Annotated in this window: 15 protein-coding genes and 1 pseudogene; 3 read left to right on the forward strand and 13 right to left on the reverse strand. The window is 69.9% G+C overall.

The genetic code is table 11. From position 1 onward, the window contains the following. Nucleotides 1–61: 61 nt before the first annotated feature. From FHX80_RS11420 to FHX80_RS11430, 3 genes and pseudogenes are all read right to left on the reverse strand, one after another. Nucleotides 62–501: pseudogene (locus tag FHX80_RS11420) on the reverse strand (Scr1 family TA system antitoxin-like transcriptional regulator); the annotation flags it as partial. Between the two features lie 300 nt (nt 502–801). Continuing rightward, entirely contained in the window at nt 802–2,706 is a 1,905-nt protein-coding gene (locus tag FHX80_RS11425) for an AMP-dependent synthetase/ligase (RefSeq protein WP_145764097.1), read from the reverse strand. Between the two features lie 250 nt (nt 2,707–2,956). Continuing rightward, nucleotides 2,957–4,234, reverse strand: a complete 1,278-nt coding sequence (locus FHX80_RS11430; protein WP_145764098.1) for an acetyl-CoA C-acetyltransferase — start codon at nt 4,232–4,234, stop codon at nt 2,957–2,959. Nucleotides 4,235–4,310: 76 nt separating this feature from the next. Between FHX80_RS11430 and FHX80_RS11435 the strand changes: the two genes are divergently transcribed. Both FHX80_RS11435 and FHX80_RS11440 read left to right on the forward strand, forming a co-directional pair. Further along, nucleotides 4,311–5,630, forward strand: a complete 1,320-nt coding sequence (locus FHX80_RS11435; RefSeq protein ID WP_145767223.1) for a 3-oxoacyl-ACP reductase — start codon at nt 4,311–4,313, stop codon at nt 5,628–5,630. Nucleotides 5,631–5,634: 4 nt separating this feature from the next. Beyond that, nucleotides 5,635–6,564 (forward strand): MaoC family dehydratase, encoded by a 930-nt coding sequence (locus FHX80_RS11440; protein WP_208764629.1) that lies wholly within the window; start codon nt 5,635–5,637, stop codon nt 6,562–6,564. Here the strand turns inward: FHX80_RS11440 and FHX80_RS11445 are convergent. The 6 genes from FHX80_RS11445 to FHX80_RS11470 all read right to left on the reverse strand — a co-directional run bounded on the left by FHX80_RS11445 (nt 6,527) and on the right by FHX80_RS11470 (nt 11,844). Continuing rightward, nucleotides 6,527–7,171, reverse strand: coding sequence for a TetR/AcrR family transcriptional regulator (locus FHX80_RS11445; RefSeq protein WP_208764630.1), 645 nt, complete (start codon nt 7,169–7,171; stop codon nt 6,527–6,529). The two genes, FHX80_RS11440 and FHX80_RS11445, sit on opposite strands and share 38 nt — an antisense overlap. Before the next feature lie 181 nt (nt 7,172–7,352). After that, on the reverse strand, nt 7,353–8,699 hold the full coding sequence (locus tag FHX80_RS11450) for a dicarboxylate/amino acid:cation symporter (protein ID WP_145764100.1): 1,347 nt from the start codon (nt 8,697–8,699) through the stop codon (nt 7,353–7,355). 416 nt (nt 8,700–9,115) lie between these two features. Continuing rightward, nucleotides 9,116–9,370 carry a DUF4229 domain-containing protein gene (locus tag FHX80_RS11455; protein ID WP_145764101.1) on the reverse strand — a complete coding sequence of 85 codons (255 nt, stop codon included), beginning with the start codon at nt 9,368–9,370 and terminating at the stop codon, nt 9,116–9,118. A gap of 161 nt (nt 9,371–9,531) precedes the next feature. Then, entirely contained in the window at nt 9,532–10,056 is a 525-nt protein-coding gene (locus tag FHX80_RS11460; protein WP_208764631.1) for a GNAT family N-acetyltransferase, read from the reverse strand. Between the two features lie 120 nt (nt 10,057–10,176). After that, the gene (mqnE, locus tag FHX80_RS11465; RefSeq protein WP_145767226.1) at nt 10,177–11,340 is read right to left on the reverse strand and encodes an aminofutalosine synthase MqnE; all 1,164 of its coding nucleotides are present in this window, start codon (nt 11,338–11,340) and stop codon (nt 10,177–10,179) included. 48 nt (nt 11,341–11,388) lie between these two features. After that, nucleotides 11,389–11,844, reverse strand: coding sequence for an Lrp/AsnC family transcriptional regulator (locus FHX80_RS11470; RefSeq protein WP_145767227.1), 456 nt, complete (start codon nt 11,842–11,844; stop codon nt 11,389–11,391). A 132-nt stretch (nt 11,845–11,976) separates the two neighbouring features. On the opposite strand from FHX80_RS11470, the gene FHX80_RS36370 reads away from it, so the two are divergent. Continuing rightward, nucleotides 11,977–12,111 carry a hypothetical protein gene (locus tag FHX80_RS36370; protein WP_280118748.1) on the forward strand — a complete coding sequence of 45 codons (135 nt, stop codon included), beginning with the start codon at nt 11,977–11,979 and terminating at the stop codon, nt 12,109–12,111. Between the two features lie 11 nt (nt 12,112–12,122). Here the strand turns inward: FHX80_RS36370 and FHX80_RS11475 are convergent, their stop codons facing one another. The 4 genes from FHX80_RS11475 to FHX80_RS35150 form a co-directional block, all read right to left on the reverse strand. Beyond that, complete coding sequence (locus FHX80_RS11475; RefSeq protein ID WP_145767228.1) at nt 12,123–12,788, reverse strand: UbiX family flavin prenyltransferase; 666 nt, start codon at nt 12,786–12,788, stop codon at nt 12,123–12,125. 117 nt (nt 12,789–12,905) lie between these two features. Next, nucleotides 12,906–13,823: a menaquinone biosynthesis prenyltransferase MqnP gene (mqnP, locus tag FHX80_RS11480; RefSeq protein ID WP_145764102.1), complete on the reverse strand. Its 918-nt coding sequence runs from the start codon at nt 13,821–13,823 to the stop codon at nt 12,906–12,908. After that, nucleotides 13,820–15,277 carry a menaquinone biosynthesis decarboxylase gene (locus FHX80_RS11485; protein ID WP_145764103.1) on the reverse strand — a complete coding sequence of 486 codons (1,458 nt, stop codon included), beginning with the start codon at nt 15,275–15,277 and terminating at the stop codon, nt 13,820–13,822. The genes mqnP and FHX80_RS11485 overlap by 4 nt, the downstream gene beginning before the upstream one ends. 199 nt (nt 15,278–15,476) lie before the next feature. After that, nucleotides 15,477–15,671, reverse strand: coding sequence for a hypothetical protein (locus tag FHX80_RS35150; RefSeq protein WP_208764830.1), 195 nt, complete (start codon nt 15,669–15,671; stop codon nt 15,477–15,479). Nucleotides 15,672–15,679 lie beyond the last annotated feature (8 nt).

Genomic DNA, 15,679 nt, shown 5'->3' on the forward strand with positions numbered 1-15,679 from the left:
CCATCGTCATACCTGATGCCCCATCAGGCAAGGGGTGGGGCGAACCCGGCTCGGGTGACCGTCAGCTCGGGTTCAGCGCACGCCTGGCCGAGTTGATGACCTTGTGGGCGTCGGCCCCGTACACCGCGGACTCCCGGAGGGTCTTCCAGACCCTCGAGTACAAGGCGATGTTGTTGGCGTCGTCCAACCACATTTCGGCGTGCCATTCCTCCGCGACGACCAGGCGGCCGTCAAGGACCCAGAGTCCGTTGGCGGGAACGATCTTCACGGGCGCCGTGAACGGGATGACGCCCAGTTCGACCGCGTCCATGCCGATCAGGCCCGTGAGGCGGTCGAGCTGGCGACCAGCACGGAGGGAGGGCAGATCAGCGACCGCAGCGCCGCTTCCCACATCAGCACGTGCAGCTTGTGGCCGGACCGGTACAGCCACTCTTGCCGCCGCACCCGCGAGCGCACCGCGTCCTCGATGTCGTCGGCTCCGCCCAGCAGCTGGGCGGCCCTCATTGCTCCCAAGTACCCTCGTGTCACGTCGACTTGTATTAAACGGCACACCCCCAGTGTGCGCTGATCTGCAAGTAGTTCAGGAAGCCGGAACTGCTGCCTCCGGTGGACGACGAGGAGCCGTCTGCCGTCACATAAACCATTCCGGCCCCCGGTGGCACCACGGAGTGCACGGCCCCCTGCCCCGGCTTCCAGAGGTCCGGCAGGCCCCCGCGAGGCCCCTGGACATACTTCCGGGGGGGCCTCGCGCTGTTCAGCGGGTACTGCCGCCGGGCTCGGTCTCGCCCGGTCGGCGGTCCTCTACTTCCGGTACAGCTCCTCGATCTCCGCCTCGAAGTCCCGCGCGATCGCGTCCCGCTTCAGCTTCAGTGACGGCGTCAGATGGCCGCCCTCCTCGGTGAAGTCCACCGGCAGGACGGTGAACTTGCGGATCGACTCGGCGCGCGAGACGAGCCGGTTGGCCTCGTCGACCGCGCGTTGCAGCGCGGTGCGCAGCTCCTCGTCGTGGATCAGTTCGCGCAGCGGGACGTCCTCCTTCTTCTTCATCCGGCGCCAGTGGGACAGCCCGTCCGGCTCCAGGGTGATCAGGGCGGTGACGAACGAGCGGTTGTCGCCGACCACCATGCACTGGCTGACCAGCGGGTGGGCGCGCAGCCAGTCCTCCAGCGGGGCCGGGGTGACGTTCTTGCCGCCCGAGGTGATGATGATGTCCTTCTTGCGGCCGGTGATCGTGAGGTAGCCGTCCTCGTCGAGCGCGCCCAGGTCCCCGGTGGCGAACCAGCCGCCGTCCAGCGTGGGGACGGCCTCGCCGCGTTCGGCGTCCCAGTAGCCCTGGAACACCTGGCCGCCGCTGAGCAGCACCTCGCCGTCCTGCGCGATGCGGACGGCGGTGCCCGGCAGCGGCCAGCCGACCGTGCCCAGACGTGGCCTGAGGGGCGGGGTCACGGTGGCCGCCGCGGTGGTCTCCGTCAGTCCGTAGCCCTCGAAGATCTCGATGCCCACGCCCGCGTAGAAGGCGGCGAGCCGGCTGCCCAGCGGGGAGCCGCCGCAGATCGCGTACCGGACCTCGCCGCCGAGCGCGGCCCGGATGCGGCGGTAGACCAGCGGGTCGTACACGGCGCGTGCCGCCCGCAGTCCCAGGCCGGGGCCGGGTCCGGTGCCGTGCTCGGCGGCCTCGACGGCCTGGCCGTAGCGCTGGGCGATCCGCGCGGCCCGGTCGAAGGACGAGGCTCGTCCCATCTTCTCGGCGGTGGCCCGGCCGGTGTTGTAGACCTTCTCCAGTACGTACGGGATGGCCAGCAGGAACGACGGTTTGAACCCGGCCAGGTCGGTGAGCAGGTCCTCGGTCCGGATCGACGGGGCGTGGCCCAGGCGGACCCGCGCGCGCAGACAGCCGATCGCGACCATCCTGCCGAAGACGTGCGACAGCGGCAGGAACAGCAGGGTGGACGCAGGGGACTTGCTGACCGATTTGAAGACCGGGTGCAGCAGCTCGACGGCGTTGTCGACCTCGGCGAAGAAGTTGCCGTGGGTCAGCACGCAGCCCTTGGGACGGCCGGTGGTGCCCGAGGTGTAGATGAGGGTGGCGGGGGTCCCCGGTTCCAGCGTGGCGCGCCGGGCCGCGACGGCGTCGTCGGGGACGTCCCTGCCGAGCTTCCTCAGCCGGCCCAGCACGCCCGTGTCGAACTGCCAGAGGTGGGTGAGGTCGCCGAGCTGCTTGCGCTCCTGGCTGATGACGCGGCTCTGTTCGGCCGTCTCGACGGCGCAGGCGACCGCGCCCGAGTCCTGGAGTATCCAGCGGGCCTGGAAGGCGGAGGAGGTCGGGTAGATGGGGACGGTGACCAGACCGGCGGCCCAGGCCGCGAAGTCGAGCAGCGTCCACTCGTACGTCGTACGGGCCATGATCGCGATGCGGTCGCCGCCCCGCAGCCCTTCCGCGATCAGGCCCTTGGCGACGGCGAGCACCTCGCCCGCGAAGTCCGCCGCCGTCACGTCCTGCCAGCTGCCGTCCGGCTGCTTGCGGCTGAGGACGGCGTCGGCCGGGGCCTCGCGGGCGTTGTCGAACGGGATCTCGGCGAGCGAGCCGCGGCGGACGGGCGGGGCGAGCGCCGGTACGGAGACCTGCTGGACGCTGCCGTCGGCCGCCCTGACCTTGGTCGGCTCGACCAGAACGGGCGCGGTGGATGTGTCGCGTGGCGTGGACATGTGCGGCTCCTCGGCATCGGGGTCGGGATCAAGCCACTTACGGATCAACCGGATCGCGGATCGGTCGGCCCGCCGATCGGTCGGCCCGCCGATCGGTCGGCCCGCCGATCGGTCAGCTCGCAGAACGGTCAGCTCGCAGAACGGTCAGCTCGCGGATCGGTCGGCTCGCGGAACACCGGACTACGGAACACCGGCTTACGAATCAGCCGGCTCGCGGAACAACCGGCGCATCACTCAACCGACCTACTGCTCAGGCACGTTCGAGGATGGCCGTGACGCCCTGGCCGCCCGCCGCGCAGATCGAGATCAGCCCGCGGCCCGGCGCGTCCCGTTCCGCGAGGAGCTTGGCGAGGGTGGCGACGATCCGCGCGCCCGTCGCGGCGAACGGGTGCCCGGTGGCGAGTGAGGAACCCGCCACGTTGAGCTTCTCCCGGTCGACCGGGGCGAGCCCCGCCTTCTCCCAGGCGGCCAGCGTGGCGAGCACCTGGGAGGCGAACGCCTCGTGGACCTCGAAGAGGTCGAAGTCCTCGACGGTCAGCCCGGCCCGCTCCAGCAGCCGCGGCACCGCGTGCGCGGGCGCCATCAGCAGACCCTCCTCACCGCCCACGTGGTCGACCGCCGCGGTCTCGTAGAGCGCGAGGTGGGCCAGGGGTTCCAGCCCGTGCCGCTGCGCCCACTCGTCGCTCGCCAGCAGCACCGTCGCGGCGCCGTCCGTGAGCGGGGTGGAGTTGCCCGCGGTCATCGTCGCGTCCGGGTGGTCCGCGCCGAACACCGGCTTCAACGTGGCGAGTTTCTCCACCGTGGAGCCGGGGCGAAGGTTCTGGTCGCGGTCCAGGCCGAGGTACGGGACGACGAGGTCGTCCAGGAACCCCCGGTCGTACGCGGCGGCCAGGCGCCGGTGGCTGGTGGCGGCGAGGAGGTCCTGGTCCTCACGGGCGATGTCCCACCGGCGGGCGGTGACCGCCGCGTGGTCGCCCATCGAGAGGCCGGTGCGCGGTTCGGCGTTGCGCGGGATGTCCGGGACGAGATGCCGGGGACGTACGCCCGTCAACGCCTTGACCCGGCCCCCCGCCGACTTCGCCCGCCGGGCCGACAGCAGCAGCCTGCGCAGCTCGTCGTTGACGCCGAGGGGCGCGTCGCTCGTGGTGTCCGCGCCGCCCGCGACCGCGGAGTCGATCGCCCCGAGCATGATCTTGTTCGCGGCGGCGATGACGGCCTGGAGGCCGGTGCCGCACGCCTGCTGGATGTCGTACGCGGGCGTGTGCGGGTCGAGCCGCGAGCCGAGCACGGTCTCCCGGGCCAGGTTGAAGTCCCGGCTGTGCTTGAGGACCGCGCCCGCCACGAACTCGCCGACCCGCTGCCCCTGGAGCCCGAACCGCTCGACCAGACCGTCCAGCGCGGCCGTCAGCATCTGCTGGTTGGAGGCCTGCGCGTACGGCCCGTCCGAGCGTGCGAAGGGGATACGGCTGCCACCGATGACCGCGACCCTGCGGGGTTGCGGGAGAGCGAGGGGGATCAACTCGACCAACTCATCTCGACCAACTCCTGACCCTTGAGTAACCTTACTCTGGAGTAAATCTATGACCGAGCAGGGAGTCTGGACAATGGCCGACCGCTATCTGCACTTCACCAGCACAGCAACCGGCCGATTCCTGACCCGGAGAACCGGCCTGCCGCAGCCCGCACCGCTGCGCCGCTGGACGCTGGAGTCCCAGTCGCTGACCGGCCCGGTGCTCCACCTCACCGCCGGGGACTCCACCGTGACGGACCGGCTCGGCGCGATCCTCGCCGCGACCGGCCTGGAGGTGCGGGCGAGCGCCGACCGGCCGGCCGCGGTCGTCCTGGACGCCACGGCCGTGGACACCGCCGCCGGGCTCGGGCACGTGCACGCCGCACTGCACCCCGTCATCCGCTCGCTCGCACCGGGCGGCCGCGTCGTCGTCCTCGGGGTGCGCCCGTCCCCGGACGACCACCACCAGGCCGCCGCCCAGCAGGCCCTCGAAGGCTTTGTGCGCTCACTCGGCAAGGAGGTCGGCAAGGGCGCCACCGTGCAGTTGCTGCGCCTCGCACCCGGCGCGGTCGCCGGTGCCGAATCCACCCTGCGCTTCCTGCTGTCGCCCCGGTCCGCGTACATCAGCGGCCAGGTCATCGAGGTGACCTCGGCCGCCCCCGACCGGGTCGCCGACTGGGCCGCCCCGCTCGCCGGACGCATCGCGCTGGTCACCGGCGCGGCCCGCGGCATCGGCGCCGCGGTCGCCCAGGTGCTGGCCCGGGACGGCGCCCACGTCATCTGCCTGGACATCCCGCAGGCCCGGGAGGACCTGGTGCGCACCGCCGACCGGCTCGGCGCCGCCGCCCTGGCGCTGGACATCACCGCGGACGACGCGGCGGCCCGGATCTCCGCCGCCGCCCCGGACGGCCTCGACATCCTCGTCCACAACGCCGGTATCACCCGTGACCGGCGGCTCGCCAACATGGCCGCCGACCGCTGGGCCTCGGTCATCGACGTCAACCTCGGCAGCGTCCTGCGCACCACGGACGCGCTGCTGAAGACCGGCACCGTCAACCGCGGCGGCCGGATCGTCGCCACCGCCTCCATCGCGGGCATCGCCGGCAACAACGGCCAGACCAACTACGCGGCCAGCAAGGCGGGTGTCATCGGCCTGGTCCGCTCGCTCGCCCCGCGCGCCGCCGCCGAGCACGGTGTCACCGTCAACGCGGTCGCCCCCGGCTTCATCGAGACGAAGATGACCGCGGCCGTCCCGCTGTTCATCCGCGAGGCGGGCCGCCGGATGAACTCCCTCTCGCAGGGCGGCCTCCCGGTCGATGTCGCCGAGACGACCGCCTGGTTCGCCCAGCCCGCGTCGAGCGCCGTCAACGGCCAGGTCGTCCGGGTCTGCGGCCAGAGCCTGCTGGGAGCGTGACCCGGTGGCGAGCCTGATCCTGTCCCTGGTCCGCGGCGCCGCCACCTCCCCGTTCAAACGGCCCGGCCGGCCGGGCGCCGTGCTCCCGGCCGGCCGGGAGACCCGCCCGGCCGGGGCCGTCGCCCCCGGACCGCTGGCCGCGTACAGCAGGATCTGCGGCTTCGCCGAGTCGGGCACCCTGCCGGTCACCTACCCCCATGTCCTGGCCTTCCCGCTCGCCATGCGGCTGATGACCCGGCGGCGCTTCCCACTGCCGGTCACCGGGCTCGTCCACACCTGGATCGAGATCACCGCACACCGGGTGCTGCACCCGACGGATCGGCTCGAACTCACGGTGTACGCACAGCGGTTGACACCGCACCGGCGCGGCACCGAGGTCACGGTGGTCACCGAGGCGCGGCTGTCGGGCGAGCTGGTGTGGGAGTCCCGCAGCGGCTACCTGTCCCGTCACGCGACGCGCACGAGCACAGGCACGAGCACAGGCGCAGGCACGAGCACGGGCACAGGCACCAGCGCGGGCACAACGACGGAAACCACCGCACCAACCACAGAAACCACCCCGGCACATGCACAGGCGCTGCCCGTCGTCGCCGAGTGGCGGCTGCCCGCCGACCTCGGCCGGCGCTACGGAGCCGCGTCGGGCGACCGCAACCCCATCCACCTGTACCCGCTGACGGCGAAGCTGTTCGGCTTCCCGCGGGCCATCGCGCACGGCATGTGGACCGTGGCCCGCTGTCTCGCCGAGGCCCCGCAGCCACACCTGATCCACACCGTGCGGGCCGACTTCAAGGCACCCGTCCTGCTGCCCGGCACCGTCACCTACACGTCCGACGGCACCGGATTCCAGCTCCGCGAACGCGAGGGGACCGGCGACGGCGAGGGCGGTCGCGTCCACCTCATCGGGACGGCGGCTGCCAGGGACGGCCGTTCATGAGGTTCTCCAGACCGGCCCAGGAGAAGTTCATCAAGGTGGCCGCGGCCTCCTTCGCCGAGACGCCCGGAGTCTCGTTCGCCCAGCCGGCGAGCGCCTCCGCGGCACCCACCAACGCCTCGGCGAGCCCCGCCACATCACGGTCCGGGAGCGCCGGATCGCGGTGCGCCTCGCGCGCCGCGGCCCCGATCAGACCCGTCACGAACGCAACGATCTCATCGCGCATCACGCTCATCTCGGTGGCGAACGGCTCCCCGTGCGTACGCGCCTGCCGGTACAGCACCGACCAGCCGTCCGGGTTCTCCGCCGTGTGCGTGAAGAACGCCCGCAGCCCGGCCCACAGTTGACGATCGGCCGGCAGCCCCGGCTCCGCCCCCGACCACACCGCCGCGAGCAGCGCCTGCGCCTCGCGCCGGATGCACGCGGTGAACAGCTCATCCTTGGAATTCAGGTACAAATACACCAAAGGCTTGGACACCCCGGCCAGCTCGGCGATCTCGTCCATCGAGGCGGCCCGGTAGCCGCGCCGCCCGAAGGTCCGCACCGCGGCGTCCATCATCTGCTGCTCGCGCACGGCGCGCGGTATCCGTTTGCCCTTCACGGCACCCACGTCGACTTCCTCCCGCCCCCGCTGCACTGCTCCCCGGCAAGAGTACGGCGCGGGGCCCGGCCCCGTCGTACGGCCGGGGTGCCACGAAACCCGGGTGGCCGGTGAACGACGCATTCGCAAAACGGCTGTGCCCCGTACCCAGGTGTGAGGGTACGGGGCACAGCCGCAGGGTTCAGCGGGATCAGGCGGGGACGGGCACCGCGGCCTTCTCGCTGTCGCGCACCTCGACGTCGTCGATCGGCGAGGCCGAGGCCGAGTTGTACGCGTCGTGGTCGAGGATCTTCTCGCGGGCCGAGACGAGCACCGGGACCAGCGCCTGGCCGGCGACGTTCGTGGCCGTCCGCATCATGTCCAGGATCGGGTCAATGGCCATCAGCAGGCCGACGCCCTCCAGCGGGAGGCCCAGCGTCGACAGCGTCAGGGTCAGCATGACCGTGGCGCCGGTGAGACCGGCGGTGGCCGCCGAGCCGATCACCGAGACGAACGCGATCAGGATGTAGTCACCGACACCCAGCTGGACGTCGAAGATCTGCGCGATGAAGATCGCGGCGAGCGCCGGGTAGATCGCGGCGCAGCCGTCCATCTTGGTCGTCGCACCGAACGGGACCGCGAAGGAGGCGTACTCCTTCGGGACGCCGAGGCGCTCGGTGACCCGCTGGGTGACCGGCATGGTGCCGACCGAGGAGCGCGAGACGAAGGCCAGCTGGATCGCGGGCCAGGCGCCCTTGAAGAACTGGAGCGGGCTGATCTTGGCGACGGTGGCGAGGAGCAGCGGATAGACGCCGAACATCACCAGGGCGCAGCCGATGTAGACGTCGGCGGTGAACGTCGCGTACTTGCCGATCAGGTCCCAGCCGTAGTCGGCGATCGCGTAGCCGATGAGGCCGATGGTGCCGATGGGGGCGAGGCGGATGACCCACCACAGGGCCTTCTGGAGGAGCTCCAGGATCGACTCGCTGAGGGTGAGGATCGGCTTGGCCTTGTCGCCGAGCTGGATCGCGGCGATGCCCGCGACGGCGGCCATGAAGACGATCTGAAGGACGTTCAGATCGGTGAACGGCGTGATCACGTTGGACGGGATGATGCCGGTCAGGAAGTCGAGCCAGGAGCCCTTGGTCTCGGAGAGCTTGCCGTCCCTCGGCGTGAGGCCGGTGCCGGAGCCCGGGTTGGTGATCAGGCCGATCGCGAGGCCGATGGCGACCGCGATCAGCGAGGTGATCATGAACCAGAGGATGGTGCGGCCGGCCAGCCTGGCGGCGTTGTTGACCTTGCGCAGGTTGGTGATCGACACCAGGATCGCGAAGAAGACGAGGGGCGCGACGGCCAGCTTCAGCAGCTGGATGAAGATGTGGCCGACCTTGTCGAGCGTGGTGTAGAGCCAGCCGATGTCCTGGCTGCGGGCGAGCCAGCCGAGCAGGACGCCGAGGACGAGACCGGCGACGATCTGCGCCCAGAACGGGACCTTGGGTATGCGGAAACCGGAGCCGGAGGGCTCATCGGTGGTGGTGGACGCGGGGTTCGCGGACACGAAACACTCCAGATGTGACGCATCGGGACGCACGGGGACAGCGTGCGGGGGACGGGGTTGCGGCGCCCGCGTCAGAGGCGGCGCCGCTGCATGATGCCGTTCAGACGTTGCGGCAACAGACCGCGGACATACAGCGGCAGAGATCGACATGCAGGCGCGCCACGAGCGGGATGCTCGCGGCAGGTCGGAGGCGCACAGCTGTCTTCATGCCGAACACGTTAACACTTGAACTTTGAGAACCTCAAAGGTCTTCTTTGGGTCATGATCGTCGACGAGCGGGCGCGATTATGGACGAACTACCCCACAACGGGCCCCGAGATACGCGAAAACCCCAGTACAGGAGCGGTCGCTCCGGCGCTGGGGTTTCGAAAAGAAAGGGGACGGGTGAGGGAGCTTACATTTCCCTTACCCGGCACTCACTGGGTGACACTGTCCTCGCGGGTCCGGTTGGCCTCAAGGCGTGCCTTGGTCCGGTCGACCGTGGAGACGATCTGCTCGGACATCTCGTCGCGCTGCTTGCGCAGCAGGACGTAGCTGAGCGGCGCGGAGAGCACGAGGGCGAGCAGGACGACCCAGATGACGTTCGAGCCCCCCGCCCCGGAGGGCAGCAGCCCGAAGTTGACGGCTACGGCGGCGAGCGCGAAGCAGCCGACGAAGATACTGAGACGCATCGCGGTGTACCGGATCATTGCGCTCGGCCTTGCAGCGGACACAGCTCGCCTTCTCTCTACGTGACAGTCCTGCCCGTCCAGTGAAGCATGCCCCACGATCGGTCGGTTCGGAGGGCTCCGCGAAGCGCCCCGGACCGCCCACCGCGGGGGCCCGGCCGCCCTCAGCCGAGCGGCAGCAGCATGATGATGTCGTCGCGGTCGTCCCCCTCGGCCACCCGGATCGCACCCGGCACCCGGCCGACCTCCTTGTAGCCGCAGGAGGCGTAGAAGCGGTCGACGCCCGTACCGCCCCGGCAGGTGAGCCTGATGGCCTCGACGCCACCGATGGTGCGCGCGGCGTCGGCGGCCGCGGCCATCAGATCGCGCCCGTATCCGCGGCCCTGGTGACGGGGGTGGACCATCACCGTGTAGAGCCAGACCCAGTGCGCCATCAGCCGGTGCGTGTTGCGGGTGAGGAAGGCCGTGGCGGCGACGGTCCCCTCCTCGTCGCGGCCGACGAGCAGCCGGGCGCGGCCCTCAGCCATGGCGGTGAGGTGACCGACCAGATCGGGCCGGACGTCCTCGACCGTGACGGGCGGCACGAAGCCCACCGCGCCGCCCGCGTTGGACACATCGGCCCAGAGCGTGACGATGCCGTCCCGCAGGGATCTGTCGAAGGCGGGGTCCAATTCGAAAGTAAGTGCCATAAGCACAGATTAACCATTACGGACTCCGTGCTCAAACCCCGTCCGAAACGCGAGAAAGCTCCGGCCGGGGACGGCGGCCGGAGCTTTCGTGCAGCTGCGCGCGCCGGGGCGCGCGCCGGGTCAGACCCGCATGGGCTGCGGCGACTCGCGCCGCTCCGCGTCCGGGCCCGGGTACTCACGGATGATCTCGTACCGGGTGTTGCGCTCGACGGGCCGGAAGCCCGCGTCACGGATCAGTTCCAGCAGATCGTCACGGCCGAGCTTGTTCGGCGTGCCGTAGTTGTCCGCGTCGTGCGTGATCTTGTACTCGACGACCGAGCCGTCCATGTCGTCCGCGCCGTGCTGGAGCGCGAGCTGGGCGGTCTGCACACCGTGCATCACCCAGAACACCTTGACGTGCGGGACGTTGTCGAAGAGCAGCCTGGAGACCGCGAAGGTCTTCAGCGCCTCCGCGCCGGTCGCCATCGTCGTCCGCGCCTGGAGCTTGTTGCGGATCTTGCCGTCCTTCATGTCCACGAAGTCGTGCTGGTAGCGCAGCGGGATGAAGACCTGGAAGCCGCCGGTCTCGTCCTGGAGCTCACGCAGCCGCAGCACGTGGTCGACGCGGTGACGGGGCTCCTCGATGTGCCCGTACAGCATCGTCGCCGGGGTCTTGAGACCCTTCTCGTGCGCGAGCCGGTGGATCCGCGACCAGTCCTCCCAGTGGGTGGCGTGGTCGACGATGTGCTGACGGACCTCCCAGTCGAAGATCTCCGCACCGCCACCGGTCAGCGACTCCAGACCGGCCTCGATGAGCTCGTCGAGGATCTCGGAGGCGGACAGCCCCGAGATGGTCTCGAAGTGGTGGATCTCAGTGGCGGTGAACGCCTTGAGGGAGACCTCCGGCAGCGCTTCCTTCAGCGCGCTCAGCGAACGCGGGTAGTAGCGCCACGGCAGGGTGGGGTGCAGCCCGTTGACGATGTGCAGCTCGGTGAGGCTCTCGCCCTCCATCGCCTTCGCGAGACGGACGGCCTCCTCGATGCGCATCGTGTACGCGTCCTTCTCGCCCGGCTTGCGCTGGAACGAGCAGTACGCACACGACGCGGTGCACACGTTCGTCATGTTGAGGTGGCGGTTGACGTTGAAGTGGACGACGTCGCCGTTCTTGCGCGTACGCACCTCATGGGCCAGACCGCCGAGCCACGCCAGGTCGTCGGACTCGTAGAGCGCGATCCCGTCCTCACGGGTCAGCCGCTCGCCGGCCCGGACCTTCTGCTCCAGCTCGCGCTTGAGTCCCGCGTCCACTAGGGCGCCTCCCATTTCTCTACGTAACAGACTCCACTCACCGTACGCCTAGCCCTCTTCGGGGAGGTCCCCGACCCGGTTCTCCCACTTGGTGGACAGCACGACCGTGGTGCGGGTGCGCGAGACGCCCCTGGTGCCGCTGAGCCGCCGGATGGTCTTCTCCAGGCCGTCCACGTCACCGACCCGCACCTTGAGCATGTAGGAGTCGTCGCCTGCGATGAACCAGGCGTCCTCGATCTCGGCGAGGTCCTTCAGCCGGTGCGCGACGTCCTCGTGGTCCGCGGCGTCGGAGAGCGAGATGCCGATCAGTGCCGTGACCCCGAGGCCGAGCGAGGCGGCGTCGACGGTGGCGCGATAGCCGGTGATGACCCCGGCGGTCTCCAGCCGGTTGATCCGGTCGGTGACGCTGGGCCCGGAGAGTCCCACGAGCCGGCCCAGCTCCGCGTACGAGGCCCTGCCGTTCTCCCTGAGTGCCTGGATGAGCTGCCTGTCCACCGCGTCCATGTGGCTGGAACCTTCCATTATTCAGCAGTATCGCGAGTCTACGTGTAGAATCTAAGGCATGCAGGCCTCATCGCCTGCAAATCTTCCCGAACATCCAAAAAATGCTTTCGAATCTTCAGGAGTGAAAACACCGTGTACACGATCGAGATGGCCTACGCCCGGATGCGCGAGCTGCAGGACCTGGCCAACCGCTCGCGTGCCCATCAGCCCGCCGCGGCCCACCGGGTCGACAAGACCCGCACCCCCCGCGCCGCCAAGAAGCGCTGACCCCACCCGGATCAGCCACGGGAGCCACCACCGAGCTCTCCCTCCCAACGGCGGTACAGCAGATGCGGCACCCCTGCCGCGTCCAGCACCCGCCCCGCGACGAAATCCACCAGATCCTGGATATGCGTCGCACCCGCGTAGAACGCCGGAGAGGCGGGCAGCACGACCGCGCCCGCCTCGTCCAGGGCCACCATGTGCTTGAGCGTCTGACCGCTCAGCGGCGTTTCGCGCACGGCGACGACCAGCTTCCGCCGCTCCTTGAGCGTCACGCTCGCGGCCCGCTGCAACAGATCCTTCGAGAGCCCGAGCGCCACCCCGGCCACGCACGCCGTCGACGCCGGGACGATCAGCATCCCCTTCGCCGGGTACGACCCCGAGGACGGCCCCGCGGCCAGATCGCCGGCCGCCCAGTGACGCACACCGGTCACGTCCGCCTCGAAGGTGTTCGGCTTCCCGTCCGCGCCCCGCGCCAGCCAGCTGCGCAGGTCTTCCTGCCAGTGCGCGTCACGGAACGCGATCCCGGTCTCGTCCAGCAGGGTCAGCCGTGACGCCCGGCTCACCACCAGATCGACGCTCTCCCCCGCGGCCAGCAGACCGCGCAGCACCGCAGCGGCGAATGGTGTGCCCGAAGCGCCCGAAACCCCGACAATCCAAGGCTGCCGCTGCTGCTGACTCACTGAAATCCCGGAATCCACGGAACCGAGCCTATCCGGCACGCACCACCCGGAACCGAGCCAGGGGCTCCGCCGCACGACAGGTGCGACAACTTTCGGCCGCCGACGCCGCCCGGCCGCTCAGGCCGTCAGGCCCCGCACCAGCAAATCGAGCAACGCGCACGCGAACAGGGCGATCCCGATGAACCCGTTGACCGAGAAGAACGCCCGGTTCAGCCGCGACAGATCGTGCGGCCGCACCACCCGGTGCTCGTACACGAAGGCCACGGCGACGATCACCATGCCGATCCAGTAGAAGAGCCCCGCCTCGGTGGCCAGTCCGAACCAGACCAGCAGGCCCGTCGTCACCACGTGGCACACCCGCGCCCCCCACAGCGCGGCCGGGATACCGAACCGTGCCGGGACCGAGAGCACCCCGTGGGCCCGGTCGGCCTGCACGTCCTGGCAGGCGAAGATCAGGTCGAAGCCGCCGATCCAGACGCCGACGGCCAGCCCCAGGATCACCGCTTCCCACGACCAGCTCCCGGTCACCGCCAGCCAGGCACCGACCGGCCCCATGGCCTGGGCGATCCCCAGGATCGCGTGCGGGTAGTTCGTGAACCGCTTCCCGTACGGATAGACCACCATCGGGATCACCGCGAGCGGTGCCAGCACCAGACAGAGCGGGTTCAGCAGCGCCGCCGCACCGAGGAAGACGACGACGGCGACGAGCGCACCCGTCCACGCGGAGCGCACCGACACCGCACCCGTCACCAGCTCACGGCCGGCGGTACGCGGGTTACGGGCGTCGATCTCCCGGTCGATGATCCGGTTCGCGGCCATCGCGAAGGTACGCAGCCCGACCATGGCGACGGTGACGAGCAGCAGCGTGACCCAGTGGACCGACTCGTCGTCCCGGAACATCGCGGCCAGGGCGGCGATGAACGCGAAGGGCAGCGCGAAGACCGAGTGCTCGATCATCACGAGCCGCAGGAACGCCTTGACCTTGCTGTTCGGTTGCGCGGACCCCGAGCCCAGGGTCGCTTCGGCTGCGGTCACAGTCCGTATTCCTTCCATCGTCGCGTCACCCGATCGGAGGTCTCGGGGTCGGACTCGACCATGTCCGGCCAGCCACCGTCCCGGGTGTAGCCCTCCTCGGGCCACTTCTTCGTCGCGTCGACACCGGCCTTGCCGCCCCAGAACTGCTGGTAGGAGGCATGGTCGAGATGGTCGACGGGCCCCTCGGCAACGGTCAGGTCCCGCGCGTAGTCGGTGTTGCCCAGCGCCCGCCAGGACACCTCGTGCAGATCGTGGACATCGCAGTCGGAGTCCACCACGACGATCAGCTTGGTCAGCGACATCATGTGCGCGCCCCAGATGGCACTCATCACCTTCTGGGCGTGCTTCGGGTACTTCTTGTCGATCGAGACGATCGCACAGTTGTGGAAACCGCCGGACTCGGGCAGGTGGTAGTCCACGATGTCCGGCACGATGATCTTGAGCAGCGGCAGGAAGAACCGCTCGGTGGCCCGCCCCAGCGGCCCGTCCTCGGTCGGCGGCCGGCCCACCACGATCGACTGGAGCAGCGGACGCTTCCGCATCGTCACGCAGTCGATGGTCAGCGCGGGGAACGGCTCCTGCGGCGTGTAGAAGCCGGTGTGGTCGCCGAACGGCCCCTCGGGCAGCATCTCTCCGGGCTCCAGCCATCCCTCGATGACGACCTCGGCCTGCGCGGGGACCTGGAGCGGGACGGTCTTGCAGTCGACCATCTCGATGCGCTTGCCCTGGATGAACCCGGCGAACAGGTACTCGTCGATGTCCCCGGGCAGTGGTGCGGTGGAGGCGTACGTCACCGCGGGCGGCGCCCCGAAGGCGATGGCGACCGGCAGCCGCTCACCGCGCTTGGCGGCGACCTGGTAGTGGTTGCGGCTGTCCTTGTGGATCTGCCAGTGCATCCCGATGGTGCGGCGGTCGTGGCGCTGGAGCCGGTAGAGCCCCAGATTCCGTACGCCGGTCTCGGGGTGCTTGGTGTGCGTGAGCCCCAGGTTGAAGAACGAGCCGCCGTCCTTGGGCCAGGTGAACAGCGCGGGCAGCCGGTCGAGGTCCACGTCGTCGCCGGTGAGGACGACCTCCTGCACGGGGGCGTTCTCGGACTTCACCTTCTTCGGCGGCACGTGAACCATCGTCCCGAGCTTGCCGAAGGCCTCCCGGACCCCGACGAAGCCGTGCGGCAGCTCCGGCTTGAGCAGCCCGCCGATCTTGTCGCTGATCTCCGCGTACGACTTCAACCCGAGCGCCTTGAGCAGCCGCTTGTCGGTGCCGAACACGTTCATGGCCAGGGGCATCGATGAGCCCTTGACGTTCTCGAAGAGCAGCGCGGGCCCGCCGGCCTTGTTCACCCGGTCGACGATCTCACCGACCTCCAGGTAGGGGTCGACCTCGGCCTTGATGCGCTTGAGCTCGCCCTCGCGCTCCAGCGCCCGGAGGAGGGATCGCAGATCGTCGTAAGCCATGCCGTCCAGTCTGACATCCCCCCTGACGTCGGCCGCCGGGGCTCCCCCGCCACGCCCCCGTGTGCGGGTGCCGTCGCCGGGCCGCCCGCCCCGCGGCCACCATCTGGCGCGCCAAATGTGGCCGTCGGGGAAGGCGGTGTCGCCGCCGTCGTGGACCCACGGCCCGGAGCGGCATCACCGCATCCGGGACGACGTCACGTCAACGCCGTTGGTGATCAGGGGTGTTGGCGTCGGCCAGCAATTGGTCATACAGCCCGGCCGCGGATCCGGTCACCTCTGTGTGCGCCACATTCGTGCGAGGCACGGGTCGCGATTCGTCTCCGAGCACCAGGTCGGGGTCGAACATGACGATGGTCACCGCGACGATGAGCATGATCACCGGTCCGGCGATCATGGCGAGGA

It is taken from the genome of Streptomyces brevispora (assembly GCF_007829885.1).
Lineage (GTDB): Bacteria > Actinomycetota > Actinomycetes > Streptomycetales > Streptomycetaceae > Streptomyces > Streptomyces brevispora.

Excerpts from the sequence above, each read along its gene's own strand:
- FHX80_RS11425 (WP_145764097.1), bottom strand. The coding sequence starts at position 2,706 with ATGTCCACGCCACGCGACACATCCACCGCGCCCGTTCTGGTCGAGCCG.
- FHX80_RS11435 (WP_145767223.1), top strand. The coding sequence starts at position 4,311 with ATGGCCGACCGCTATCTGCACTTCACCAGCACAGCAACCGGCCGATTC.
- FHX80_RS11455 (WP_145764101.1), bottom strand. The coding sequence starts at position 9,370 with ATGCGTCTCAGTATCTTCGTCGGCTGCTTCGCGCTCGCCGCCGTAGCC.
- FHX80_RS11460 (WP_208764631.1), bottom strand. The coding sequence starts at position 10,056 with ATGGCACTTACTTTCGAATTGGACCCCGCCTTCGACAGATCCCTGCGG.
- FHX80_RS11470 (WP_145767227.1), bottom strand. The coding sequence starts at position 11,844 with ATGGACGCGGTGGACAGGCAGCTCATCCAGGCACTCAGGGAGAACGGC.
- FHX80_RS11485 (WP_145764103.1), bottom strand. The coding sequence starts at position 15,277 with ATGGCTTACGACGATCTGCGATCCCTCCTCCGGGCGCTGGAGCGCGAG.
- FHX80_RS35150 (WP_208764830.1), bottom strand. The coding sequence starts at position 15,671 with ATGATCGCCGGACCGGTGATCATGCTCATCGTCGCGGTGACCATCGTC.